This window comes from Streptomyces sp. NBC_00335 (assembly GCF_036127095.1).
GTDB lineage: Bacteria > Actinomycetota > Actinomycetes > Streptomycetales > Streptomycetaceae > Streptomyces.
In genome coordinates this window covers 2138086-2162975 of sequence record NZ_CP108006.1, presented here as the reverse complement: position 1 = coordinate 2162975, position 24890 = coordinate 2138086, and the positions used below count along the sequence as shown (strand labels likewise).

The 24890-nt window shown below is 72.1% G+C and carries 18 protein-coding genes and 1 riboswitch; of the genes, 13 read left to right on the top strand and 5 right to left on the bottom strand.

Features of this window, described 5'->3' with window-relative positions; all coding sequences use genetic code 11:
- Window positions 1-9: 9 nt before the first annotated feature.
- The gene (locus tag OHA37_RS09600; protein ID WP_266903919.1) at window positions 10-438 is read left to right on the top strand and encodes a hypothetical protein; all 429 of its coding nucleotides are present in this window, start codon (window positions 10-12) and stop codon (window positions 436-438) included.
- On the opposite strand, the gene OHA37_RS09595 is transcribed toward OHA37_RS09600, so the two are convergent.
- Together OHA37_RS09595 and OHA37_RS09590 are read right to left on the bottom strand one after the other, a co-directional pair.
- A complete protein-coding gene (locus OHA37_RS09595) occupies window positions 384-2477 on the bottom strand; it encodes a restriction endonuclease (RefSeq protein ID WP_266903918.1) in 2094 nt (697 codons plus the stop codon). The genes OHA37_RS09600 and OHA37_RS09595 overlap by 55 nt on opposite strands.
- A gap of 116 nt (window positions 2478-2593) precedes the next feature.
- Window positions 2594-5050 (bottom strand): DNA gyrase/topoisomerase IV subunit A, encoded by a 2457-nt coding sequence (locus OHA37_RS09590; protein WP_266903917.1) that lies wholly within the window; start codon window positions 5048-5050, stop codon window positions 2594-2596.
- A 254-nt stretch (window positions 5051-5304) separates the two neighbouring features.
- Between OHA37_RS09590 and OHA37_RS09585 the strand changes: the two genes are divergently transcribed.
- From OHA37_RS09585 to OHA37_RS09570, 4 genes are all read left to right on the top strand, one after another.
- A complete protein-coding gene (locus tag OHA37_RS09585; RefSeq protein ID WP_266903916.1) occupies window positions 5305-6663 on the top strand; it encodes a M16 family metallopeptidase in 1359 nt (452 codons plus the stop codon).
- Between the two features lie 20 nt (window positions 6664-6683).
- Complete coding sequence (locus OHA37_RS09580; protein WP_266912627.1) at window positions 6684-8051, top strand: M16 family metallopeptidase; 1368 nt, start codon at window positions 6684-6686, stop codon at window positions 8049-8051.
- A gap of 239 nt (window positions 8052-8290) precedes the next feature.
- A riboswitch (cyclic di-AMP (ydaO/yuaA leader) is annotated at window positions 8291-8450 on the top strand.
- 12 nt (window positions 8451-8462) lie between these two features.
- A complete protein-coding gene (locus tag OHA37_RS09575; protein ID WP_266903915.1) occupies window positions 8463-9257 on the top strand; it encodes a M23 family metallopeptidase in 795 nt (264 codons plus the stop codon).
- 242 nt (window positions 9258-9499) lie between these two features.
- Window positions 9500-10165, top strand: a complete 666-nt coding sequence (locus OHA37_RS09570) for a GntR family transcriptional regulator (protein WP_266903914.1) — start codon at window positions 9500-9502, stop codon at window positions 10163-10165.
- Window positions 10166-10458: 293 nt separating this feature from the next.
- Here the strand turns inward: OHA37_RS09570 and OHA37_RS09565 are convergent, their stop codons facing one another.
- Window positions 10459-10740, bottom strand: coding sequence for an HPr family phosphocarrier protein (locus tag OHA37_RS09565; protein ID WP_250746483.1), 282 nt, complete (start codon window positions 10738-10740; stop codon window positions 10459-10461).
- Window positions 10741-10924: 184 nt separating this feature from the next.
- Here OHA37_RS09565 and OHA37_RS09560 point away from each other — a divergent pair, with 184 nt between their 5' ends.
- Genes OHA37_RS09560 through OHA37_RS09545 form a run of 4 tightly spaced genes read left to right on the top strand, consistent with a single transcriptional unit; the run spans window position 10925 to window position 16374 of the window.
- Window positions 10925-13804 (top strand): bifunctional acetate--CoA ligase family protein/GNAT family N-acetyltransferase, encoded by a 2880-nt coding sequence (locus OHA37_RS09560; protein WP_266903913.1) that lies wholly within the window; start codon window positions 10925-10927, stop codon window positions 13802-13804.
- Between the two features lie 57 nt (window positions 13805-13861).
- Window positions 13862-14458, top strand: coding sequence for a DUF5998 family protein (locus tag OHA37_RS09555; protein ID WP_250746479.1), 597 nt, complete (start codon window positions 13862-13864; stop codon window positions 14456-14458).
- Window positions 14458-15663: an alkaline phosphatase family protein gene (locus OHA37_RS09550; protein WP_266903912.1), complete on the top strand. Its 1206-nt coding sequence runs from the start codon at window positions 14458-14460 to the stop codon at window positions 15661-15663. Before OHA37_RS09555 ends, OHA37_RS09550 begins: the two co-directional genes overlap by 1 nt.
- 60 nt (window positions 15664-15723) lie before the next feature.
- A complete protein-coding gene (locus OHA37_RS09545) occupies window positions 15724-16374 on the top strand; it encodes a thymidine kinase (RefSeq protein ID WP_266903911.1) in 651 nt (216 codons plus the stop codon).
- A gap of 32 nt (window positions 16375-16406) precedes the next feature.
- On the opposite strand, the gene OHA37_RS09540 is transcribed toward OHA37_RS09545, so the two are convergent.
- Together OHA37_RS09540 and OHA37_RS09535 are read right to left on the bottom strand one after the other, a co-directional pair.
- A complete protein-coding gene (locus tag OHA37_RS09540; RefSeq protein ID WP_266903910.1) occupies window positions 16407-17003 on the bottom strand; it encodes an ankyrin repeat domain-containing protein in 597 nt (198 codons plus the stop codon).
- A 52-nt stretch (window positions 17004-17055) separates the two neighbouring features.
- Window positions 17056-17628, bottom strand: a complete 573-nt coding sequence (locus OHA37_RS09535; protein ID WP_266903909.1) for a GlcG/HbpS family heme-binding protein — start codon at window positions 17626-17628, stop codon at window positions 17056-17058.
- A gap of 294 nt (window positions 17629-17922) precedes the next feature.
- On the opposite strand from OHA37_RS09535, the gene OHA37_RS09530 reads away from it, so the two are divergent.
- The 4 genes from OHA37_RS09530 (at window position 17923) to OHA37_RS09515 (ending at window position 24884) form a co-directional block, all read left to right on the top strand.
- Entirely contained in the window at window positions 17923-19089 is a 1167-nt protein-coding gene (locus OHA37_RS09530) for a sensor histidine kinase (RefSeq protein WP_266912625.1), read from the top strand.
- A 193-nt stretch (window positions 19090-19282) separates the two neighbouring features.
- Window positions 19283-19693, top strand: a complete 411-nt coding sequence (locus OHA37_RS09525; RefSeq protein WP_266903908.1) for a hypothetical protein — start codon at window positions 19283-19285, stop codon at window positions 19691-19693.
- Entirely contained in the window at window positions 19693-20256 is a 564-nt protein-coding gene (locus OHA37_RS09520) for a hypothetical protein (protein ID WP_266903907.1), read from the top strand. Before OHA37_RS09525 ends, OHA37_RS09520 begins: the two co-directional genes overlap by 1 nt.
- A complete protein-coding gene (locus OHA37_RS09515; protein WP_266903906.1) occupies window positions 20256-24884 on the top strand; it encodes a putative T7SS-secreted protein in 4629 nt (1542 codons plus the stop codon). The genes OHA37_RS09520 and OHA37_RS09515 overlap by 1 nt, the downstream gene beginning before the upstream one ends.
- Window positions 24885-24890: the final 6 nt, after the last annotated feature.

Below are 24890 nucleotides of genomic sequence, written 5' to 3'. Positions count from 1 at the left end.
CGCCGCCCGGTGTGGAACGAGACCGACGACCCCGAAGACGTGGACGCGGCCTTCGAGCGCGGTGACCCCCACGCCGGGGTCATGGTGATCGCCCTCGCGCTCAACCACCCCGAAGCCGGGGCGATCTTGCCCCGGGTCGCCCGCGCGATGCGGTCGCCCGATCCGGAGATCCGCCGCCAAGGCGTCATCGCCCTGGCCCACACGGCCCGGCTGCACGGCACCGTCGACCGGGATTCCCTGGACCTGCTGCGCGCCCGGCCGCGGGGCAACGAGGCCGACGACGACCTCTGGAGCTTCGTCCCGCACCGGCGGCTGCCGGGGTGGCTGTGGGCGTACCACTGGTCGCAGCCGTCGACGTGGATCTGGGGGCTACGCCGCCTGCGTCAGGCGACCTCGATGCCGAAGTCGCCGAGGAGGGGTTCCAGGCCGCCCGGGTAGCCCTTGCCGCCGAGGACGAAGTCCCAGTCGCCGCCCGGGCGGCGCCGGAAGGAGCCGAGGACCAGGGCGGTTTCGCCGGCGCGGCCGTCGGAGACCTCCAGTTCGCCCAGTTCGCCGCCCGCCGCGTCCAGCAGCCGGATCCGGGCGTCCGTGAAGCCGGCCAGGTCGGCGTGCGGATTGACCTCCGGGTCGACCGCGGCGATGAGGACCAGGCGGTCGCAACGCTGCGGCAGCGCGTCGAAGGAGACCAGCAGCGCCGCCTTGTCGGGCGCCGCGTGCGCGTGGGTCCGTACCGAACCGTCCGGGGTGTTCGGGTTGTTGAAGAACACGAAGTGGTCCTCGCTGAGCACCCGGCTGCCTTCGCAGACCAGCGCGCACACGTCCAGCGCGACCGGCCCCGCCCAGGACATGCCGAGCACGTTGTGGTCCGCGGCGGGCTGCGGCCCGGCCGTCCGCTGGGCCGGGACCGAGGCCACCGTCCCCGGGCCGAGACGGCCGCGCAGTCCGTGCCGGTGCAGCAGATCCACGAGTGCGGCCCCGGGAACCAGCTCCAGCGGCTTGCCGTCGGCAAAGGTGTACGACGTGGGGCCGAAGGTCGCGGTGGTGACCAGCACTCCCTTGTTCGCCCCCTTGTCCTGCACCGTGCCGTAAAGATCCCGGACCGCCGTCGGTGACACGGTGTTGCGGTAGCGCTTGACCTGCACCACGATCCGTCCGCCCGTGATCGGGGACGGGTCGTTCGCCTCGATATCGACCCCGCCGTCGCCCGACCGTTGAGTCGTCAGCGCCTCCATGCCCATGGCCCGGAACAGCTCCGCGACCAGGTTCTCGAAGGCGATCGGGTCCATCGCGAAGAGGTCAGGCTCGTCCTCGTCGTCGTCGCGGCCCGCGTGCCCTCCGTGACTGACGACGCCGCCGACCTCACCGGGCCGACGCTCCGGGCGCACGGCGGCCGGCTGGTCCGGCCGCGCCGACAACTGCCCGCCCAGCCCCTCCACCAGACAGTCCACCGCGCTCACCAGCTCCAGCCGCAGCCCGGTGAAAGCGGAGCGCGCCGCCGACACCGAGGCGAGGACGAGCTGCGCTTCCCGCCCCGTCACCGGATCGTGGGCGTCCACGAAACCGTTGACGACGACGGACTCCAGTACGCCGAACTCGTCGGCCGCGTACAGATCGCGCACCACCAGCAGCACGCACTGCGCCAGCAGGTCCCGGTAGACCGCCCGCCGCTGCGTGGCCGGGCGGGCCGTCTCCTTGTCCTGGTCCGTGCTCGGCACGTACCGCACCGACTTGGCCTCCGGCACCACCTCGTAGCCGGGCAGTTCCCAGTCCAGCACCAGCTGGCGCCGCGCCGGGTCGTAGGCCGCCGACACCTGTCGGGGGAGGTTCTCCGGCCAGCCGGCCGAGGCGTACAGGGCCGCCGAGAAGTACTCCACCGCGGCCTCCGCGTCGCCCGCGCGCAGCGCCCCGGCCAGCTCGGTGAGCCCGGCGTTGTGCCCGCGGATCCCGGCAAGCTGCTCCGCCGCCCAGCGGTCGTACTGCTGTCGGTACGCCGCCAGTTGCTGCTGCCGCTGTGCCTCCGCGGCCTGCGCCGCCTGCCAGGCCTGCGTGTACCGGGCGTGCGCCTCGCGCTCCGCCTGCGCTCGCCGGTTCGAGCCCAGCGTCCAGCCGCCGCTCTGCTGCTGGAAGTGGTGCAGCTGTGGCAGCGGCACGGGGTGCGCCAGGGTTCCCGGGTCGAAGGGTTCGAGCCGCTCGGTCCTGGCCAGGGCGGCCAGCCGGAACGCCGGGGCCCGGCAGCCCGCGGCCAGCAGTCCCTGCAGGGCCGCGACCTGGGCGTCGAGCCGCTCGGTCGCCCGCCGGGCCTCGGCCTCGCGGTGCTGCTTGTAGGCGGCTTGCTGCTCGCGCTGCCCCCGGGCCACGTCCCGTTCGTACGCCCGCTGCCGGCGTTCGGCCTCGCGCTGCTGGATCAGCTGCGTCTGCTGCGTCCGGCGCTGGGCCTCGGCCCAGTCACTGATCAATCCGCCCGACCGACGACTCATCAGTTCTGTGTCTCCCCGCCCCACCCGACAGTGCCAAGAGGGAAAACACTAGTCGCCATTCGGGTGGTACGTCCGCCCAGTCGCGACGGCAGCACCACCCGAATGACCTGCAACTCCTACAGCACCGCGCCCGCCAGCGCCGCGACCACGGCCGGCAGCGCCGTGCCCGAGCCGTCCCGGCGCGGGTCCACGGCCGGCAGGAGCGCCGGAGTGCCGTTCGCCGCCGCCGCGCGGACCGGGGACGTGCCCGCCCAGGCCAGCAGCAGGACGTCCTCGCCCTTCAGGAAGCGCTGGCAGCGCACGCCGCCGGTGGCCCGGCCCTTGCGCGGGTACTGGTCGAACGGGGTCAGCTTCCCGGACTGCAACGAGTCGTCCAGCGTCCCGTGCGAGCCCGCCACCGTGAATACCACGGCCTCGCGCGCCGGGTCCACCGCCGAGAAGTGGATCACCTTGGCGCCGTCCGCGAGCTTGATGCCCGCCATACCGCCCGCGGGGCGGCCCTGCGGGCGGACCTGGCCCGCCGGGTAGCGCAGCAGCTGGGCGTCGTCGGTGATGAAGACGAGGTCCTCCTCGCCCGTGCGCAGCTCGACCGCTCCGATGATCCGGTCACCGTCCTTGAGGGTGATGACCTCCAGCTCGTCCTTGTTGGCCGGATAGTCCGGCACGACCCGCTTGACCACGCCCTGCTCGGTGCCGAGCGCCAGCCCCTGCCCGGACTCGTCCAGCGAGGTCAGGCAGACGACCTTCTCGTCGGGTTCCAGTGCGGAGAGGAACTCCGTGACCGGGGCGCCGCCCGCGAGGTTCGGCGCGGCGTGGGTGTCGGGCAGCTGCGGCAGGTCGATCACCGACAGCCGCAGGAGCCGCCCGTACGAGGTGACCACGCCGATGTCCGCCCGCGCGGTCGCCGCGACCTGCGAGACGATCAGGTCGTGCTTGGCGCGGGCGCCGCCCTCCTCCTCGGGGAGCGGGTCGGCGTTCGGCGTACGGGCGAGCAGCCCCGTGGAGGACAGCAGCACCCGGCACGGGGTGTCCTCGACCTCCAGCGGGACCGCCGCGACCGGCGTCCCCGCCGACTCCAGCAGCACCGTACGGCGCTCCGTGCCGAACTTCTTCGAGACCGCGGCCAGTTCCGCCGAGACGAGCTTGCGCAGCTCGCTGTCGGAGTCGAGGATCCCGGTCAGCTCGTCGATCTCGCCGGCCAGCCGGTCGCGCTCGGACTCCAGCTCGATCCGGTCGAAGCGGGTGAGCCGGCGCAGCGGGGTGTCCAGGATGTACTGGGTCTGGATCTCGCTCAGCGAGAAGCGCTCCATCAGGCGCTCCTTGGCCTGAGCGGAGTTGTCGCTGTCCCGGATGATCCGGATGACCTCGTCGATGTCGAGCAGCGCCACCAGCAGGCCCTCGACCAGGTGCAGCCGGTCGCGGCGCTTGCCGCGGCGGAACTCGCTGCGCCGGCGCACGACCTCGAAGCGGTGGTCGAGGTAGACCTCCAGCAGCTCCTTGAGGCCCAGCGTCAGCGGCTGTCCGTCGACCAGCGCGACGTTGTTGATGCCGAAGGTCTCCTCCATCGGCGTCAGCTTGTACAGCTGCTCCAGCACGGCCTCGGGGTGGAAGCCGTTCTTGATCTCGATGACCAGGCGCAGGCCGTGCGAGCGGTCCGTGAGGTCCTTGACGTCCGCGATGCCCTGGAGCTTCTTCGAGCCGACCAGGTCCTTGATCTTCGCGATGACCTTCTCGGGACCGACCGTGAAGGGCAGTTCGGTGACGACCAGCCCCTTGCGGCGCGGGGTCACGTCCTCCAGGGCCACCGTGGCACGGATCTTGAAGGTGCCGCGGCCGTTCTCGTAGGCGTCCTTGATTCCGGCGAGGCCCACGATCCGGCCACCGGTGGGCAGGTCGGGACCCGGCACGAAGCGCATCAGCGCTTCCAGGTCCGCCTCCGGGTAGCGGATCAGGTGGCGGGCGGCCGCGATGACCTCGCCGAGGTTGTGCGGGGCCATGTTGGTGGCCATGCCCACCGCGATCCCGGACGCGCCGTTGACCAGCAGGTTCGGGTACGCGGCCGGCAGGACGACCGGTTCGCGCTCCTGGCCGTCGTAGTTCGCGGCGAAGTCGACGGTGTTCTCGTCGATCCCGTCCGTCATCAGCGAGGCGGCGTCGGCCATCTTCGACTCGGTGTACCGCATCGCGGCGGGCGGGTCGTCGTTGCCGAGCGAGCCGAAGTTGCCGTGGCCGTCGACCAGCGGGAGCCGCATGGAGAAGGGCTGCGCCATGCGCACGAGGGCGTCGTAGATCGACGCGTCGCCGTGCGGGTGCAGCTTGCCCATGACCTCGCCGACGACACGGGCGCACTTCACGTAGCCGCGGTCGGGGCGCAGGCCCATCTCGTTCATCTGGTAGACGATGCGCCGGTGCACCGGCTTCATGCCGTCGCGGGCGTCGGGCAGGGCACGGGAGTAGATCACCGAGTACGCGTACTCGAGGAAGGAGCCCTGCATTTCGTCGACGACGTCGATGTCGAGGATCTTCTCCTCGAAATCCTCCGGCGGCGGGGTCTTCGTGCTGCGGCGGGCCATCGCTGCGCGGCTCCTTAACCAAGAATCGGGATGAGCTGAGCTCTCACGGGGTGGGGACGGGACTGGGGGTGGGACGGGACTGCGTCGGGCGGGCGGGCGGTTTCGGACAGGGGTGACGCGGACCATTGTGGCCCGAGGCACCGACAACGCCGACTCCGACCCAGGACTGGGCCGGGAACTTCTCCGCGCCCCGACACGCTTGCATACAGTGGCAGGTCTGACAGGAATCTCTGCATCGCGATCGAAGGGACCACATGCCCATGGGTCACACGGCCACAGCTCACGCCGGCTCCGGCGGCCTCACAGCGACCGAGCACCGGCTGGCCAACGGCCTGCGCGTGGTGCTGTCCGAGGACCACCTGACCCCGGTCGCCGCGGTCTGCCTCTGGTACGACGTCGGCTCGCGCCACGAAGTCAAGGGACGTACGGGTCTGGCTCACCTCTTCGAGCACCTGATGTTCCAGGGCTCGAAGAACGTCTCCGGCAACGGCCACTTCGAACTGGTCCAGGGAGCCGGCGGCTCCCTCAACGGGACCACGAGCTTCGAGCGGACCAACTACTTCGAGACGATGCCGACCCACCAGCTGGAGCTCGCGCTGTGGCTGGAAGCGGACCGGATGGGCTCGCTGCTGGCCGCCCTGGACGACGAGTCCATGGAGAACCAGCGCGACGTCGTCAAGAACGAGCGCCGCCAGCGGTACGACAACGTCCCGTACGGCACGGCCTTCGAGAAGCTGACGGCCCTGGCCTACCCCGAGGGCCACCCGTACCACCACACCCCGATCGGGTCCATGGCCGATCTGGACGCCGCGTCCCTGGAGGACGCGCGCGCGTTCTTCCGTACGTACTACGCGCCCAACAACGCGGTGCTCTCGGTCGTCGGCGACATTGACCCCGAGAAGACGCTCGCCTGGGTCGAGAAGTACTTCGGCACCATCCCCGGCCACGACGGCAAGCAGCCGCCGCGCGACGGCTCGCTGCCCGAGATCATGGGGGCGCAGCTGCGCGAAGAGGTCGTCGAGGAGGTGCCGGCCCGCGCGCTGATGGCCGCCTACCGGCTCCCGCACGACGGCACCCGCGAGTGCGACGCCGCCGACGTGGCGCTGACCGTCCTGGGCAGCGGCGAGTCCTCCCGGCTCCACAACCGCCTGGTGCGCCGCGACCAGAGTGCCGTCGCGGCCGGTTTCGGCATGCTGCGCCTCGCCGGCGCGCCCTCGCTGGGCTGGCTGGACGTCAAGACCTCCAGCGGGGTCGAGGTGCCCGCCATCGAGGCGGCCGTCGACGAGGAGCTCGCGCGGTTCGCCGCCGAGGGCCCGACGGCCGAGGAGATGGAGCGCGCGCAGGCCCAGCTGGAGCGCGAGTGGCTGGACCGGCTGAGCACGGTGGCCGGGCGCGCCGACGAACTGTGCCGCTTCGCGGTGCTGTTCGGCGACCCGCAGCTCGCGCTGACCGCCGTCCAGCGCGTCCTCGACGTCACCGCCGAGGAGGTGCAGGCCGTGGCCGCGGCCCGACTGCGCCCCGACAACCGGGCGGTGCTCGTCTATGAGCCGATCGCCGTGGACGACACCGAAGAGACCGACGCGAGCGACGAGAACGAGGGGGCGGAGCAGTGAGCGACACCGCAGCCGTCACGATGACCTTCCACCCGCGCCCCGAGGCCGGCGAGCCGCAGCCGTGGGCCTTCCCGGCCCCCGAGCGCGGGGTGCTGGCCAACGGCCTGACCCTGCTGCGCTGCCACCGCCCGGGCCAGCAGGTGGTCGCGGTCGAGATCAACCTCACCGCCCCGCTCGACGCGGAGCCCGAGGGCCTCGACGGCGTGGCCACGATCATGGTCCGCGCCCTGTCCGAGGGCACCGACAAGCGCTCCGCCGAGGAGTTCGCCGCCGAGCTGGAGCGCTGCGGCGCCACCCTCGACGCGCACGCCGACCACCCCGGCCTGCGGGTCTCCCTGGAGGTCCCGGCCTCCCGCCTGCACAAGGCGCTGGGCCTGGTCGCAGAAGCGCTGCGCGCACCGGCCTTCGCCGACTCCGAGGTCGACCGTCTGGTGCGCAACCGGCTCGACGAGATCCCGCACGAGAGCGCCAACCCGCAGCGCCGCGCCGCCAAGCAGCTCTCCAAGGAGCTCTTCCCGGCCTCCCTGCGGATGTCCCGCCCGCGCCAGGGCACCGAGGAGACGGTCGCCCGCATCGACTCCGCGGCCGTACGCGCCTTCTACGAGGCCCACGTGCGCCCCGCGACCGCCACCGCGGTGGTCGTGGGCGATCTGACCGGCATCGACCTGGACGCCGTCCTGGCCGACACCCTGGGCGCGTGGACCGGTGACACCACCGCCCCGCGCCCGGTCCCGCCGATCACCGCCGACGACACGGGCCGCGTGGTCATCGTGGACCGCCCCGGCGCGGTCCAGACGCAGTTGCTGATCGGCCGCATCGGCGCCGACCGGCACGACCGGGTCTGGGCCCCGCAGGTGCTCGGCACGTACTGCCTGGGCGGCACCCTCACCTCCCGGCTGGACAAGGTCCTGCGCGAGGAGAAGGGGTACACGTACGGCGTGCGCGCCTTCGGCCAGGTGCTGCGTTCCACCGCCGACGGCAAGGGTGCCTCGATGCTCGCCATCAGCGGCTCGGTGGACACCCCGAACACCGGCCCGGCCCTGGACGACCTCTGGACGGTGCTGCGCACCCTCGCGGAGGGCGGCCTGACCGACGCCGAACGGGACGTGGCCGTGCAGAACTTGGTGGGCGTCGCCCCGCTGAAGTTCGAGACGGCCGCCTCGGTCGCGGGCACGCTCGCCGACCAGGTCGAGCAGGAGCTCCCGGACGACTACCAGGCGCAGTTGTACGCGCGCCTCGCCGAAACCGGAACGGTGGAGGCCACTTCGGCGGTCGTCAGCGCCTTCCCGGTGGACCGCCTGGTCACGGTCCTGGTCGGTGACGCCTCGCAGATCGAGGAGCCGGTGCGGGCCCTCGGGATCGGCGAAGTGACCGTGGTCACCAACTGACCGTCCGTTGACTGCCGGCGGGCCGCCAACTGGCCCGCCGGGCGCGGAAATCCGGCACGGGACCCCAGCGGCTTGTCCGCCGGGGTCCCTTTTGCCTTTTCTGTCCCTTTGATGGTGTGGTTGCTTGTATGTGGTGTGGCGTGCGCAACAAAAGGGCGTGTCTGTTTGGCGATTGACTGATGATCCGCCTAGCGTCGGCCGTGCTGTTCGTCAGTTGTAACCGCCGCGCCCGCGGCACCGGACAGCGATCGCCGAGTCCCCGTCAGGCGCGAGCCTGGGGAGCCGGGGACCCACTTGTGTCCCTGGGGTGAATCGGACCGCCTCGCAAGAGGGGGCCCGTAGGAGACCTTCCTGCTCCGAACCCGTCAGCTAACCCGGTAGGCGAGAGGGAAGGAAAGGATCAGCCCCTTCATGGCGTTTGGCAGTAGTGCCGCCGGCAAGCACCGTGGCCCGAGCCGTATGAGCCGCAGGACCGCCGGCTACGCCGGCATAGCCGCCCTCGCCGCAACCGGCGTCGTCGGCTCCCTGGCCGGTCCCGCGTTCGCCGCGGACCAGTCCCCCTCCATCGAGGACACCGGCACCCTCAACACCATCGTGGTGGCCGACGAGCTCGCCGGTGACGTCGAGGCCCAGGCCCAGTCCCAGCAGCGCGCCGCCGAGGCCGCCGCCGCCAAGGCGCAGGCCGAGGCCGACGCCAGGCAGCGGGCCGCCGAAGCCAAGGCGAAGGCCGAAGCGCAGGCCAAGGCCGAGCGCGAGGCCGCCGAGCGCGCCGCCCGCGAAGAGGAGCGCAAGCGCCTCAACACCTTCGTGTCGCCGCTCGACAACACCTACGTCAGCACCCAGTACCACGCGGGTGGCGGCATGTGGTCCTCCGGCAGCCACACCGGCATCGACTTCCACGCCGCCTCCGGCACCGAGGTGCACGCCGTGGGCCTCGGCACCGTGGTCGAGGCGGGCTACGGCGGCGCGTACGGCAACAACGTCGTGATCAAGCACGCCGACGGCACGTACACCCAGTACGGCCACATGTCCTCGCTGAGCGTCTCCGTCGGCCAGCAGGTCACCCCGGGCCAGAAGATCGGCCTGTCGGGCTCCACCGGCAACTCCAGCGGCCCGCACCTGCACTTCGAGGCCCGCACCGGCGCCGACTACGGCTCGGACATCAACCCGGTCACGTACCTGCGCTCGCACGGCGTCACCGTCTGACCCGCTCGCCCCACCGCACGTCTTCCGCGAAGGCCCCGGCTCTCTTCGAGCCGGGGCCTTCGCGCTTCTCGCCGCGCGCTTGGTCCTCCGCGCCGTACCCGGGTCTTGTGCTCCGCCTTGTACCCCGCCTTGTGTTCCGCGGTGTGTGAATGTTTCGTATTTCCGGCCGCTCTCGGAAATTATCGTGTGTTGCAATAGAGTCGCAACGCGCACAGTCATACGAAAAAGGCGGAGGTCCGGTCTTGCGTATTCCCGCGCACACGGTATGCACAGCGATCCGCGACGACATCGTCTCCGGAGTGTTCGGGCCCGGCGGCCGGCTGACCGAGGAGGTGCTGGCCCGCCGGTACGGAGTCTCGCGCGTCCCGGTGCGCGAGGCGCTGCGCACGCTGGAGTCCGAGGGGTTCGTGACCACCCGGCGGCACGCGGGCGCCTGCGTGGCCGAGCCGACCGAACAGGAGGCGGCCGACCTCCTGGAGCTGCGGATGCTCCTGGAGCCCCTCGCGGCCGCCCGGGCGGCCCGGCGGCGCAGCGAGGCCCACCTCAAGGTGCTGCGCGGCCTGGTCAGGCTGGGCCAGGAGCGGGCCAGGAGGGGCCAGGGCGAGGATCTGCGCTCCCTGGGCGGCTGGTTCCACGAGACGCTCTCCCAGGCCTCGGGCAGCCCCGGGCTGATCGCGCTGCTCACCCAGATGCGGCACAAGGTGGCCTGGATGTACGTGGTGGAGGCCCCGGCGCGGCCCGTGGAGTCCTGGGCGGAGCACGGCGCGATCGTGGACGCGGTGGCCCGGGGCGACGCCGAGCGGGCCCGGGCGCTGACCGCGGTGCACGTGGACAGGGCGGCGGGGGCGCACCGGCTGCGCGTGAGGACTTTGCAACCTGCCGTAAACACGGCAAGCGTTCCGCATTAACAAACGCCGTATACAAAGGTGGGATATCCGGGCCGGGTAATTGGCGCCCGTGTCTCGCGTGCCATTGTGCCGGAATTCGGCCACGGGAATCGAGTGTGTCGGAATAGCGGCGTGCGTATTTCCGTCCGATTCGACGATCCGGCGATCCTGCGGGGGTGGAGTCCACGGGGGCGGCCCGGATTGCAGCGCGGAAAGCAGAGAAGCCGTTGCCCCCGACCGTGACGGTCGATGGGCAACGGCTTCGCCGTGCAAGTCCTGTAAGTCTGCGAGTCCTGCGGGTCGAACCCGAAGGGTCAGACGGTCTCGGGAAGCTCCTCGAGCCCCTCGGCGACCAGCTTCGCGAGGCGGTCCAGCGCGGCCTCGGCGCCGTCGGCCTCGGAGGAGAGGACGATCTCCTCGCCGCCCTGGGCGCCCAGGCCCAGAACCGCCAGCATGGAGGCGGCGTTGACGGGGTCGCCGCCGGCCTTCGCGATGGTCACCGGGACGCCGGAAGCGGTCGTCGCGCGGACGAAGATCGAGGCGGGACGAGCGTGCAGGCCCTCGGCCCAGCCGACGTTGACGCGGCGCTCTGCCATGGTGATGCCCTTCAGGTTCTTACGGTTGTCTAGACCAGTCTCTCACGGCGTCCGGAATGGTCGAACCGACCTTCGGCCCGAGTTTCCCGCCATTCGACCTACCCCAGCTTGCCCTGATTCGAGCCAGCTTGCCCGATGCGCCGCGCCCGGGCCACTTGAAGCGTTCGAGCCTTAAGGTGACCCCATGACGACCGAGTCCGACCCCTCGTACCCGGACCACTGGGAAGCCGACGTGGTCCTCCGTGACGGCGGAACGGCCCGGATCCGGCCCATCACCACCGACGACGCGGGCCGGCTGGTCAGCTTCTACGAGCAGGTCTCGGACGAGTCGAAGTACTACCGGTTCTTCGCTCCCTACCCCCGCCTCTCCGACCGGGACGTGCACCGCTTCACGCACCACGACTACGTGGACCGGGTCGGCCTCGCCGCGACGATCGGCGGCGAGTTCATCGCCACCGTCCGCTACGACCGGATCGGCGCCGACGGCCGCTCGGCCACCGGACCCTCCGACGAGGCCGAGGTCGCCTTCCTGGTCCAGGACGCCCACCAGGGACGCGGGGTCGCCTCCGCCCTGCTCGAACACATCGGTGCGGTGGCCCGCGAGCGCGGGATCCGCCGCTTCGCGGCCGAGGTGCTGCCGGCCAACAGCAAGATGATCAAGGTGTTCACCGACGCCGGCTACCAGCAGAAGCGCAGCTTCGAAGACGGCTCCGTCCACCTCACCCTCGACCTCGAACCGACCGCCGAGTCCCTCGCGGTCCAGCGCGCCCGCGAACAGCGCGCCGAGGCCCGATCCGTCCAGCGGCTGCTGTCACCCGGCTCGGTGGCGGTGATCGGCGTCAGCCGCTCCCTCGCGGGCGTGGGCGCGGCGGCCCTGCGCAACCTGCGCGACAGCGGCTTCCACGGCCACCTCTACGCCGTCAACGAGGCCGTCACCCGCGATCTGCTCGACGGCGTACGGGCCTACCCCACGCTCGGCGCCGTCGGCGCCCCGGTCGACCTCGCCGTCATCGCGGTCCCGGCGGACCGGGTCCCGGACGCGGTGGCGGCCTGCGGTGAACACGGGGTGCAGGGGCTGGTCGTCCTGTCCGCCGGATACGGGGAGAGCGGGCCCGAGGGCCTGGCCCGCCAGCGCGAACTGGTGCGGCAAGTGCGCTCGTACGGCATGCGGCTGATCGGTCCGAACGCCTTCGGGGTGATCAACACGGCCCCCGAGGTGGAGCTGAACGCCTCCCTGGCCCCCGCTCCGGCCCCCGCGCGGGGACGGGTCGGCCTCTTCACCCAGTCCGGGGCGATCGGCATCGCGCTGCTCTCCGGGCTGCTGCGGCGCGGGGAGGGCCTGTCCTCCTTCATCTCCGCCGGGAACCGGGCCGACGTCTCCGGAAACGACATCCTCCAGTACTGGTACGACGACGAGGCCACCGACGTCGCGCTCATGTACCTGGAGACCCTCGGCAACCCGAGGAAGTTCACCCGGCTCGCCCGGCGCACCGCGGCCGTCAAGCCCGTGGTCGTCGCCAGGGGAGGCCGGCACACCCCCGCCGGACACGTGGTCCCCGGCACCCGGCTGCCCGAGGCGACGGTCTCGGAGCTGCTGCGGCAGGCCGGCGTCATCCGGGTCGACACGGTGACCGAGCTGGTGGACGTCGGCCTGCTGCTGGCCTCACAGCCCGTACCGGCCGGGCCGCGGGTCGCCATCCTCGGCAACTCCGAATCGCTCGGGGTCCTCACCTACGACGCCTGCCTCACGGAGGGGCTGCGGCCGCTGCCGCCGCTCGACCTGACCACGGCCGCCTCGCCGGAGGACTTCCGTACCGCCGTCTCCGCGGCGCTGGCCTCGCCGGACACCGACGCCGTCGTCGTCACCGCGATCCCGTGGGTGAGCGAGCACGCGCTCGCCGACGATCTGGCCGAGGCCCTGCGGGCGGCCGCCGCAGGGCATCCGGGCAAGCCGGTCGCCGTGGTCCACGTGGAGCTGGGCGCCCTCGCGGAGGCCCTCTCGGCGGCCACGGCACCGGCCGCCGCGACGGCCCTCGCGGACGCCCTGCCCGCGACGCTGCCGACGCCCGCGACGGCCCTGGCGGCCTCCGGCTCCGCCCCGGCCCCCGGGTCCGGCGCAGCCCCCGCCCCCGAGCCGGCGCCGGAGCCGGCCCCCGGCGGCGCGGAGAGTGCGGCCGTGCCCGCCCCCGGGACCGCCCGGATCCCCAGCTACCCCGCCGCCGAGCGGGCGGTCAAGGCCGTCGCCGAAGCCGTCCGGTACGGGCAGTGGCGCCGGGGCATCGCCGAGGTCGGGCAGGTGCCCGAGTTCGAGGACATCGACGAGAGCGGGGCCGCCGCACAGCTCGCCCGCCTGCTGGCCGGCGTAGGGGAGGAGGAGGTCGCGACCCTGGACGACCCCGATGCCCGCGAGCTGCTCGCCCGGTACGGGATCCGGGTGTTCTCCACGCTCCCGGCCCCCAGCGCGGACGCCGCGGTCCGCGCCGCCGCGGTCCTCGGCTACCCCGTCGCGCTCAAGACCACCGCCCCGCACCTGCGCCACCGCGCCGACCTCGGCGGGGTCCGCCTCGACCTCACCACCGAGGCCGAACTGCGCCGCTCGTACGAGGAGCTCACCCACGCGCTGGGCAAACCGCAGGAGCTGCTCCCCGTGGTCCAGTCGATGGTCCCGCGGGGCGTCGACACCGTCATCCGCTCCGTCATCGACCCCGCCGCCGGCGCCGTCCTGTCCTTCGGGCTCTCCGGGGTCGCCTCCGAGCTGCTCGGCGACACCGCCCACCGGCTGGTTCCCGCCACCGACAAGGACGCGGCGAGCCTGATCCGCTCGATCCGCACCGCCCCGCTGCTCTTCGGCTGGCGCGGCAGCGACCCCGTGGACACCCCCGCCCTGGAGGAACTCCTCCTGCGCCTCTCCCGCCTCGTCGACGATCACCCCGAGGTGGTCGGGGTCGCCCTGGAGCCCGTCGTCGTCGCCACCGAGGGGCTGTCCGTGCTCAGCGCGAGCGTCCGCGTCGCCCACCCGCCCGCCCGCGGCGACCTCGGCCCGCGGACCCTGCCCAGCTACTGAGGTCCGACAGGCCCCAGGGCGGCCGAGGTGCCCCATACGGGCCTTAGGATGGACCTCATGGCGAAATCCGGTACGACGACCCAGGGGCTGCGCACGGCGATCGAGCGCAGCGGCTACTACCCGGCCCTCGTGGCCGAGGCCGTGGAGGCCGCGGTCGGCGGCGAGCCGATTTCGTCGTACCTGGTCCACCAGGAGACGACCTTCGACTCCAACGAGGTGCGCCGGCACGTCACCGTGCTGGTCCTGACCGGCAACCGCTTCATCGTCAGCCACACCGACGAGCAGGCCGCCGACGCCGGGTCCCCCTCCCCGTACGCGACCACCTCCACCGAGTCGGTCAAGCTGGCCAGCATCTCCTCCGTGGTGCTCAGCCGCGTCGTCGCCAACCCGGAGTCCTACACTCCCGGCACCCTGCCCCGCGAGGTCGTCCTGACCATCGGCTGGGGCGCGGTCTCGCGCATCGACCTGGAGCCCGCCGCCTGCGGCGACGCCAACTGCGACGCCGACCACGGCTACACCGGCAACTCCACCGCCGACGACCTCAGCCTGCGCGTCAGCGAAGCCGGCGACGGCCCCGAGGCGGTCCGCCAGACCCTGGTCTTCGCCCAGGCGCTCAGCGAAGCGACTGCGGCCACCTCCACCCCCGCCCGCTGATGGCGTACTCCGCCGCGCAGAGCTGGCAGGACGAGCCCGAGCTGCTGGACCTGGCCGGCGCCCCGGTGCCGCACTACGGCACCGGCTCGCTCGCCGACCTGCTGCCCACCCTCGTGGCCGGCCAGGGCGTACCCGGCTTCGAGGCCTCGATCGCCGAGCTGAGCCCGGCCGACCGGAACTGCGTGTTCCTGGTCGACGGCATGGGCTGGGAGCAGATCAAGGCCCACCCGGACGAGGCCCCGTACCTCACTTCCCTCCTCTCCACCTCGCGCGGCGGTACCGGCCGCCCGATCACCGCGGGCTTCCCGGCGACCACCGCCACCTCGCTGGCCTCCGTCGGCACCGGCCTGCCGCCCGCGCGGCACGGCCTGCCCGGGTACACCGTGCGCAATCCCGCCACCGGCGAACTGATGAACCAGCTCCGCTGGCACCCGTGGACCCCGCCCAAGCCCTGGCAGCCGTACCCGACCGTCTTCCAGCGGGCGGACGCGGCCGGGGTGGCCACCGCGCAGGTGTCCTCGCCGGCCTTCCAGACCACCCCGCTGACGAAGGTCGCCCTGAGCGGCGGCACCTTCCTCGGCCGGATGACCGGCGAGGAGCGCATGGACCTCGCGGCCGAGCGGCTCGCGGCCGGTGACCGCTCGCTCGTCTACACGTACTACAGCGAGCTCGACGGAGCCGGCCACCGGCACGGCGTCGACTCCGACGCCTGGCGCGGCCAGCTCATGTACGTGGACCGCCTCGTCCAGCGGCTCGCCGAGCAACTGCCGCCGCGCACCGCGCTGTACGTGACCGCCGACCACGGCATGGTGGACGTCCCCTTCGACGAGGACTCCCGCATCGACTACGACGACGACTGGGAACTCGGCGCGGGCGTGGCCCTGCTGGGCGGCGAGGGCCGGGCCCGGCACGTGTACGCCGTACCGGGCGCCGAGGCCGACGTCCTCACCGTCTGGCGCGAGGTCCTCGGCGACCGCTTCTGGGTCGCGAGCCGGGCGGAAGCCCTGGAACTGGGCTGGTTCGGGGCACCGGGAGAATGCGACGAGCGGGTCCTCGGCCGCATCGGCGACGTGATCGCCGCCGCCCAGGCCGACGTGGCGATCACCGCCTCACGCGCCGAGCCCAACGAGTCGGCCCTCGCCGGCATGCACGGCTCCATGACCCCGGCCGAGCAGCTCGTCCCGCTGCTCGAAATCCGCTCCTGACCCTCGGGGCCGCACCCCTTCCCCCGCCTCCCCCTCCCTCCGAAAGGCCCTGTACTCCCCATGCCCGAGCTGGTGTTCTTCTCCGGAACGATGGACTGCGGAAAGAGCACGCTGGCGCTCCAGATCGCCCACAACCGTGACGCGCGGGGTCTGCAGGGCGTGATCTTCACCCGTGACGACCGGGCGGGGGAGGGGAAGCTCTCCTCCCGCCTCGGCCTGGTGACGGAGGCGGTGGAGGCGCCGGAGGGCATGGACCTGTACGCGTACGTGGTCGCCCAGCTCACCAAGGGCGGCAAGGCGGACTACGTGATCGTGGACGAGGCCCAGTTCCTGGCCCCTGCCCAGATCGACCAGTTGGCGCGCATCGTGGACGACCTCGACATGGACGTCTTCGCCTTCGGCATCACGACGGACTTCCGCACGAAGCTCTTCCCCGGCTCCCAGCGCCTGATCGAGCTGGCGGACCGCCTGGAGCAGCTCCAGGTGGAGGCCTTGTGCTGGTGCGGAGCCCGCGCCACGCACAACGCCCGTACGGTGGGCGGCGAAATGGTGGTCGAGGGAGAGCAGGTCGTGGTCGGCGACGTGAACCGCCCGGCGGGGGAGATCGGGTACGAGGTCCTGTGCCGTCGCCACCACCGCAAGCAGATGACGAGCGCCTCGGCCCACGCGGGCGCCCTCTCCCCGGACGTCCTCCCGGTCAACTCGGTCTGATCGCGAGCCCCTTGCCCGTCCCGTGGTCGTTCCTACCGTACGGCCCTGAGCAGGTCGGCGATCTGTGTGAAGCCGCGGCGTTCCGCGTGTTCGAGCGCGGTCACGCCGTCGCCGTCCGGAAGGTGCGCCGTGGCGCCGGCGGTGATGAGCAGTTCCACGATCTCCTGATGGGCGCGGCCGCCGTCGCCGAGGATGACGGCTTCGAGCAGTGCGGTCCAGCCGAGCCGGTTGACGTGGTCGACGTCGATGTCGGTTTCCCGGAGCAGGGCCCGCACGTAGTCGACGTGGCCGCGTTCGGCGGCGGGGATCAGGGCGATGCCGCCGAAGCGGTTGAGCCGGGTGAGGTCGGGGCGGGCCGGGAGCAGGGTACGCATCATCCGGACGCTGCCGGTGACACCGGTGACCAGCCAGGGGCTGTCGTCGCGGTCGTCCTGGGCGTTCGGGTCGGCGCCGGCACCGACGAGGACCTCGGCCGCCGCCACGTGGTCACCGAGGGCGGCGAGCAGGAGCGGGGTGCGGCGGTGTTCGTCGCGGGCCTCGATGTCGGCGCCGGCGGCCAGCGCCGCGCGCACGGCGTCGGCGCCGCCTTCGCCGGCGGCGGCCAGCAGGTCTCGGTCGGCAGGGGGCATGGGGGTCCTCCTCGGGTGGGTCAGGGCGCGTCGCGCCGTCAGGCCTGCGCTGCTACTTGTTCAGCGCGGCGACACCGGCCTGGGCGAACTTCTCGTCCAGGTCGCCGGAGGGCGCGCCCGCGACACCGATGCCCGCGATCGGGGCGTTCTTCGCGGTGACCGGGGCGCCACCGCCGAGGAAGAGGGTGCCGGGGATGTCCTTCAGGGTCGGCGTCTGGGCGAGGCGGCCGGCGAGCACCGAGGTGGGGGAGTTCCAGGACACGGCGGTGTAGGCCTTGCGCTGGGCGGCGTCGTAGGACTGCGGGCCGGCGCCGTCGCCGCGCAGCGTGACGATGGTGTTGCCGTTGCGGTCCACCACCGCGACGGTGACGCGCTGGTTCTCCTTCTTCGCGGCGTCGAGCGCCGTCTGCGCGGCCCTCGTGGCGGCGTCGATGGTCAGGTGGGTCGACTGGGTCAGGTTCTTGTTCTTGGCATCCGCCTTCGCATCGGCCTGGGCGGCCGGGGCCTGGGCGGCCGGGGCGGCGCTGGCGGCGTAGGCGCCGAAGCCGCCGAGGGCGAGGGCGGCGACCAGGGCGCCGCCGGTGATCGCACGGGTGCGCTGGGAGACCTTCTTGACCTGCTGCATGTGTACCGGCTCCTTGATGAGGGGTGGGGGCCGTCCGTTCCGGCTGCCCCGCTCTGACATCAATCCTGGGCCCGGCGGCGGCCCTGACCCGTCGACTGGCCGGGTGCCTGCGGCGGGCAGGAGGGGGGACACGCGGGTCATCCGATCGGTTGACCCCGGTACGGTCACACTCGGCGACAATGTGACTGTTTGTCCACTTCGGGGACCCTATGTCAAGAGGTGCACGTGCGGCCCGACCCCAGCGACCCCTCCGGCTCCGGCGGTGATCCGGACGACCGGTGGCTGGCGCTGGTCATGCGCGTCACCTTCTTCGTGCTGGTCGGCACCTCGATGGTCCGCTTCGTCCAGCGCCACACCCAGGAGGCCCGTGCCCCCTGGGTGATCGCCCTCGCCGTCGTGCTCGCCGTCCTCTACCTGCTGGGCCCCGCCACGGAGGCCAAGGCGCCCCCGGGCCGTGGCGGCAGGCCGTGGCCCCCGGCACCCCGGCTGGCCTGGCTGGGGATGGTCGTCACCGCGTGGGCCGTCCTCGTCCTATTGGCGCCCAGCTTCGCGTGGGTCGCGGTCCCCCTCTTCTACTCCGTGCTGCGCACCCTGCCGCCCGTCGCCGCGTACGTCCTCGTCGTGTTCCTCACGCTCCTCGTGATCTTCGCGCAGCTGACGCTGGCCCCCCGCTTCAACCTCGACCTGGTGATCGGCCCGGCCGCCGTCTCCGCGCTCACCACCGCCGTCTTCCTCCACATGCAGCGGCAAGCGGCCCGCCAGCACGCCCTCATCGACGACCTCGTCCGCACCCGCCGCGAGCTCGCCGCCACCGAGCGCCGCGAAGGTACCCTCGCCGAACGCCAGCGGCTGTCCATGGAGATCCACGACACGCTCGCCCAGGGCCTGTCCAGCCAGCGGATGCTGCTCCAGGCCGCCGACCGGACCTGGGACACCGACCCGGCCAAGGCCCGCGGTCACGTCCGCACCGCCGCGTCCATCGCCGAGCTCAACCTCGCCGAGGCCCGCCGCTTCGTGCACGACCTCGCACCCGCCGACCTCGCGCACGGCAGTGGCCTCGACGCCGCGCTGCACGCCCTCGCCGAACGGGAGTCCGGCGCCGGACTCACGGTGCGCGTCCACATCGACGCGGGCGGGCACGTCACCCCGCTGCCGGAACGCGTGCAGTCCGCGCTGCTGCGCATCGCACAGGGCGCGCTGGCCAACGTACGGGAGCACTCCGGTGCCACCACCGCCGCGCTCACCCTCACCCGGCTCGACGATCAGGTCGTCCTCGACGTGGCCGACAACGGACACGGGTTCGACCCCACCGCCCTCCCCGAGGTCCCGTCCGGCGTGCGCGGACACGGCGTCCCGGCGATGCGCGTCCGGATGCGCCAGCTCGGCGGGACCCTGACCATCGAGTCGGCGCCCGGAGAGGGCGCCGTCCTGACCGCCGCCGTCCCGGTCCCCGCCCCCTGAGAACACCGGGCACCGGACGCCCTCCCGGCCCGCATCGTGACCTCGGCGCCGGCCCGCGCGGGCGCCCTCTCCCCGGACGTCCTCCCGGTCAACCCCGGCTGAGAGGGTGTCCCGGGGGGTCTGAGGGAACCGGTGGGGCTCCCGATAGCGTGTTCTTCCAGGACGCTGCCTGGCGCCGGAGGGGATGCAAGCCATGGAACTGACCGCAGAGATCGCGGCGATTCGGGACGGGCTGGGTGATTCCGGCCGTCTGGTGGGGGAGTTCCGGCGGGCGGTCCTGCTGGTTCCGCTGGCCGATGGTGCTGACGGTGGTCTGATGTCGGCGGTGTCGGGGGGCATCCGCTGGATCTACGCGTTCACCGATGAGGAGGCTTTGGCCCGGTTCGCGGCGGCGCGCGGTGAGGCGGAGGCCGGCCGGGAGTGGGAGTTCCTCTCGGTGCTGGGTGCGCGCCTGGTCGATGAGGTGGTTCCGTTGGCGGATGCTCCGGCGGGTGTGGTCGTGAACGTGGCGGACGAGGACGGGTCGATGTTCTTCCCGCCGGTGGCGGGGATCGTTCCGGACGCGAATGCCGTGGATCTGGTCGGTCGTGGGGAGGCCGTCTGATGGCGGGCAACGGGGATCTTGAGGTTTCGCCGGCGGCGGTCAAGAACATTCAGGACGGTCTGCGGGCGGCGATCGGGGAGCTGCGGGAGTCGGGGGACGCGGCCGGTGCCTCGATGGGTGCGGGCTTCGAGAATCTGGCGATGACGGGGATGGAGGCCGGGCACGCGGGTCTGGCCACCGATTTCGAGGATTTCTGCGAGCGCTGGGAGTGGGGCGTACGCAGCCTGGTGCAGGACGCGAGCACGCTGGCGCAGTCGCTCGGGATCGCGGCGGGCACGGTGTGGGAGGAGGAGCAGTACCTCCACGGCACGTTCCGGGTGGTCGCGAACGCGGCGTACGGCAATCCGCACGCCAGTGAGGACGAGATCGAGAAGAAGCCGTGGGGGGACATCTTCTCCGCGGACGTCTACAAGCCCGATTACAGCCCGGAGTCCTTCGAGAAGAGTGCCGAGGACATCAAGAAGACCTGGTCGGAGACGGGGGACACGGTCAGCTCGAGCGGGCGGATCGGTTCGCTGAAGGACCTGCTGGAGCAGGCGAAGCGTGACGGGGACGGTCACTGATGGGCTGGCGGGATTTCGTACCGGACGTCATCGAGGACGGCGTCGAGAAGGGTGCCGAGAAGGTCGGTGACGCGGTCGAGTGGGCCGGCGACAAGACGGCCGACTTCGCCGAGGACGTCGGCCTGGACGACGCGGGCGACTGGATCCGTGACAAGAGCCGCTCCGCCGCCAATCAACTCGGCGCGGACGTGGCCGAGCTGGAGCTGGGCCAGACCGAGGACCCGAACAAGCTGGTCTACGGCAGCGTGTCGAAGATACGCGCACAGGTCTCCCACCTGAACGACTTCAAGGCGTCCTTCGACAAGGTCGGCAACGGCCTGAAGGGCATGGGCGAGCCGGACGGCCTGAAGGGCAAGACGGCGGACTCCTTCCGGGAGTCGGTGGCGAAGGAGCCGCCGCGCTGGTTCAAGGCGTCCGAGGCCTTCGGGAAGGCCGCCGACGCGATGGGCCGGTTCGCGGAGACCGTGGAGTGGGCGCAGGGCCAGGCCAAGGAGGCGCTGGAGGAGTACAACCGGGCGAAGAAGGTCTCCGGCGAGGCCCGCACCGCGCACAACAAGCTGGTCGACACCTACAACAACGCGCTGAAGGCGAAGCAGGATCCGCTGCCGCCCCGCCCCTCGGAGAACTTCACCGATCCGGGGACCGCGATCGCGACGGCCGCGCAGGACAAGCTCGACAGCGCCCGCAAGCAGCGCAACGACGTTGCGGAGACCGTCCGTACGGCGGTCCGCGCCGCACGTGACGCGGCTCCGCCGAAGCCCTCGTACGCCAAGCAGCTCGGCGACGGCATGGATTACCTCGACCTCGCCAAGACGCACCTGACCGGCGGCGTCATCAAGGGCACGGCCGGGATCGTGAACTTCGCGCGGGCGCTGAACCCGATGGATCCGTACAACCTGACGCATCCGGCGGAGTACGTCACGAACCTGAACTCGACGGCGGCGGGTCTGGTCACCATGGCCAACGACCCGCTCGGTGCGGGCAAGAAGATGCTCGACGAGTTCATGAAGGACCCCTCCGAGGGCATCGGCAAGCTGATCCCGGAGCTCATCGGTTCCAAGGGCATGGGCGCCCTGAAGAAGGTCGGCTCCGCCGCCAAGCACGCCGACGACCTCAAGGGCCCCGGTCGCACCGGCCTGGACAAGGACGGACCGAACCAGCGGGACAAGCCGGACTGCGACAAGCAGTGCGACGGGACCGACCCGGTCGACCTCGCCACCGGCCGGATGTTCTTGCCTCAGACGGACATCGTGCTGCCCGGCACCCTGCCTCTGGCCTTCACACGCCGTGCGGAGTCCGGTTACAAGGGGGGCCGTTGGTTCGGTCCGTCGTGGTCCTCCACCGTCGACGAACACTTGGAGATCGACCCCGAGGGCGTCGTCCTGGTCACCGCGGACGGGCTGGTCGTCGCGTACCCGCACCCGGCACCCGGGGTCCCGGTGCTGGCCACCAGCGGCCCGCGATGGTCGTTGGACCGGACTCCGGAAGGCGATTACACCGTCACCGACCCGGCCCTGGGCCGCATCCGGCACTTCACCGCTCCCGCGGACGGCGAGGGCGAGGGCGAGGGCGACGCGTACGGACACGCGGTGATCGACTTCATCGAGGACCGCAACGGCAACACGATCACCTTCGAGTACGACGCCGAGGGCACCCCGCTGGGCATCGCCCACAGCGGTGGCCACCACCTGCGCTTCGAGACCGCCGACGGCCGGATCACCGCGCTCCACCTGACCGGCGGCCCGCGCGTCGTGGCGTACGGCTACACGGACGGTCACCTCACCGAGGTCGTCAACTCATCCGGTCTGCCCCTGCGCTTCGGTTACGACGAGCGCGCCCGCATCACCTCGTGGACCGACACGAACGACCGCCGCTACGAGTACGCCTACGACGAGCGGGACCGCTGCGTCGCGGAAGGCGGCGCCGCCGGCCACATGGCCCTCACCCTCGCGTACTCCGAAGCGGACCCCGGGACCGGGCTGCGCGTGACCACGGCCACCACGGGCTCGGGCCACACCCGCCGCTACGTGGTCGACGAGGCCTACCGTGTGGTCGCCCGGACCGACGAGCTGGGCGCCACCCTGCGGTACGAGTACGACCGCCAGGGCCGGCTGGTGGCGGAAACGGACGCGCTCGGTCTGACCACCCGACGCACCTACGACGCACGCGGCCTGCTCACGGAACTCGTCCGGCCGGACGGGCGCCGGGGCCGGATGGAGTACGACGACCTCGGCCTGCCGGTGAAGGTGGTCGCCGAAGACGGCCGGGTCTTCCGCCAGACCTACGACGAGCGGGGCAACCGCACCTCGGTCACCTCGCCCACCGGAGTCGGCAGGACGGCCGAGTACGGCGATCGAGGGCAACTGATCTCCCTGACCGATGCACTCGGTGCGGTCACCCGTGTCGAATGCGACAGCTCCGGCCTGGCGTCCCGTGTGACGGACCCTCTGGGCGCCGTCAGCCGCTTCGAGCGGGACGTCTTCGGCCGGGTCGTCCGATTCACCGACCCGCTGGGAGCCGTCACCCGCATGGAGTGGACGGTGGAGGGCAAGCCCGCCCGCCGGATCGCCCCCGACGGCAGCGAGCAGTCGTGGACGTACGACGGTGAGGGCAACTGCCTCAGCCGTACGGACGGGCTGGGCGGCAGGACCGTCTTCGAGTACACCGACTTCGACCTGCTCGCGGCGCGGACCGGGCCCGACGGCCTGCGGTACGCGTTCGACTACGACGGCGAACTGCGGCTGACCCGGGTGACGGGCCCGCAGGGGATGTCCTGGGACTACGCCTACGATCAGGCCGGCCGGCTCCGTTCGGAATCGGACTTCGACGGGCGCACGGTCGAGTACGGCCACGACGCGGCGGGGCGCCTCGTCTCACGGGCCGACGGCGGGGCCGAGCCGGTCACCTTCGCGTACAACGCACTGGGCCAGACCGTCCTCAAACGGAGTGCGGACGGTGTCACGGAGTACGAGTACGACGTCTTCGACGAACTCGCCGCCGCGACGACCCCGGACGGAACGCGGCTGACCCGGCTGAGGGACCGCCACGGCCGCCTCCTGTCCGAGACCGTCGACGGCCGCACCCTCACGTACGGCTACGACGAGCTGGACCGGCGCGCGGCGCGGACCACCCCCGGGGGAGCGGAGAGTCGCTGGTCCTTCGACGCGGCCGGCCGGCGCAGCACGCTCGTCACGTCGGGCCGCACCGTCGCCTTCGACCGGGACGCGGCGGGCCGCGAGGTCTCCCGCACGGTCGGAACCGCGGCCACCGTCCTCCACCAGTTCGACGAGCTGGGCCGGATCACCGGCCAGCAGGTGGCGGGGCGGGACGGCGCCCTCCTCCAGCGGCGGGGGTACACCTACCGAGCCGACGGCCGACTGGCGGGGATCGAGGACGCCCTGGGGGGCGCCAGGACCTTCGAACGGGACGCGGGGGGCCGGATCACGGCCGTCCGGGCGCAGGACTGGACGGAGCGGTACGCCTACGACGAGGCGGGCAACCAGAGCGCCGCCTCCTGGCCCGACGGCCACCCGGGCGCCGAGGCCCGCGGGGAGCGCGCGTACGAAGGCACCCGCATCGTCCGAGCGGGCGCGGTGCGCTACGAGCACGATGCCCGGGGTCGTGTGGTCCTGCGCCAGAAGGCGCGGCTCTCCCGCAAGCCGGACACCTGGCGCTACACGTGGGACGCGGACGGGAGGCTCACCGGGGTGGTCACTCCGGACGGGACCCGCTGGCGCTACCGCCATGACGCGCTGGGCCGACGGACGTCGAAGCAGCGTTTGGCCGACGACGGTCGGGTCGCCGAGGAAACGCTCTTCACGTGGGACGAGAGCATCCTGTGCGAGCAGACCACGACCTTGGCGTCCGCGGCCTCCGGTGACCCGGAGGGGGAGGACCGCTCGATGGTCGTCTCCTGGGACCACAACGGGCTGCACCCGCTGGCCCAGACGGAGCGGATCGTTGCCGACGCCACCCAGGAGACGGTGGACGAGCGGTTCTTCGCGATCGTCACGGACCTGATCGGCACTCCGAGGGAACTGGTCGGCGAGGACGGGGAGATCGCCTGGCGCGTCCGGGCCACGCTGTGGGGCGCCACCGCGTGGAACCGCGACGCGACCGCGTACACGCCACTCCGCTTTCCGGGCCAGTACTACGACCCCGAAACCGGCCTGCACCACAACTACTTCCGCACCTACGACCCCGAAACCGCCCGCTACCTCAGCCCGGACCCGCTGGGCCTGGGGCCGGCGCCGAACCCGGCCACGTACGTCAACGACCCGCTGACCTGGACCGATTACCTCGGCCTGGCCCCGGAATGCAAGATCGGGGAGGCGGACCCGGCGAGTCAGGGGGGCAACCTCCCCATGCTGGCGGACAAGATCGCCGCACACGGCGACGTCAAGAACCGGGGCATTCCCGGGGTCGACGACCTGGACGTGCCGGAGTACCTGGAAGACATGATGACCAACAACCCGGGGGTGAAGATGCGCAGTACGCCTTCGGGTACGCCGCGATGGGCCTGGTGGGACGATTCGACCGGCACGATGCTCATCCGCGAAGGGGAGAACGGCACCTTCATGCAACCGGACCGCGGCTACGACTACTACTTGGAACAGATCAATGAATGAGGCACG

Coding starts and splice junctions, on each gene's coding strand:
- OHA37_RS09595 (WP_266903918.1), bottom strand. CDS start 2,477: ATGAGTCGTCGGTCGGGCGGATTGATCAGTGACTGGGCCGAGGCCCAG.
- OHA37_RS09590 (WP_266903917.1), bottom strand. CDS start 5,050: ATGGCCCGCCGCAGCACGAAGACCCCGCCGCCGGAGGATTTCGAGGAG.
- OHA37_RS09585 (WP_266903916.1), top strand. CDS start 5,305: ATGCCCATGGGTCACACGGCCACAGCTCACGCCGGCTCCGGCGGCCTC.
- OHA37_RS09580 (WP_266912627.1), top strand. CDS start 6,684: ATGACCTTCCACCCGCGCCCCGAGGCCGGCGAGCCGCAGCCGTGGGCC.
- OHA37_RS09575 (WP_266903915.1), top strand. CDS start 8,463: ATGGCGTTTGGCAGTAGTGCCGCCGGCAAGCACCGTGGCCCGAGCCGT.
- OHA37_RS09565 (WP_250746483.1), bottom strand. CDS start 10,740: ATGGCAGAGCGCCGCGTCAACGTCGGCTGGGCCGAGGGCCTGCACGCT.
- OHA37_RS09560 (WP_266903913.1), top strand. CDS start 10,925: ATGACGACCGAGTCCGACCCCTCGTACCCGGACCACTGGGAAGCCGAC.
- OHA37_RS09555 (WP_250746479.1), top strand. CDS start 13,862: ATGGCGAAATCCGGTACGACGACCCAGGGGCTGCGCACGGCGATCGAG.
- OHA37_RS09550 (WP_266903912.1), top strand. CDS start 14,458: ATGGCGTACTCCGCCGCGCAGAGCTGGCAGGACGAGCCCGAGCTGCTG.
- OHA37_RS09545 (WP_266903911.1), top strand. CDS start 15,724: ATGCCCGAGCTGGTGTTCTTCTCCGGAACGATGGACTGCGGAAAGAGC.
- OHA37_RS09540 (WP_266903910.1), bottom strand. CDS start 17,003: ATGCCCCCTGCCGACCGAGACCTGCTGGCCGCCGCCGGCGAAGGCGGC.
- OHA37_RS09535 (WP_266903909.1), bottom strand. CDS start 17,628: ATGCAGCAGGTCAAGAAGGTCTCCCAGCGCACCCGTGCGATCACCGGC.
- OHA37_RS09530 (WP_266912625.1), top strand. CDS start 17,923: ATGCGCGTCACCTTCTTCGTGCTGGTCGGCACCTCGATGGTCCGCTTC.
- OHA37_RS09525 (WP_266903908.1), top strand. CDS start 19,283: ATGGAACTGACCGCAGAGATCGCGGCGATTCGGGACGGGCTGGGTGAT.
- OHA37_RS09520 (WP_266903907.1), top strand. CDS start 19,693: ATGGCGGGCAACGGGGATCTTGAGGTTTCGCCGGCGGCGGTCAAGAAC.
- OHA37_RS09515 (WP_266903906.1), top strand. CDS start 20,256: ATGGGCTGGCGGGATTTCGTACCGGACGTCATCGAGGACGGCGTCGAG.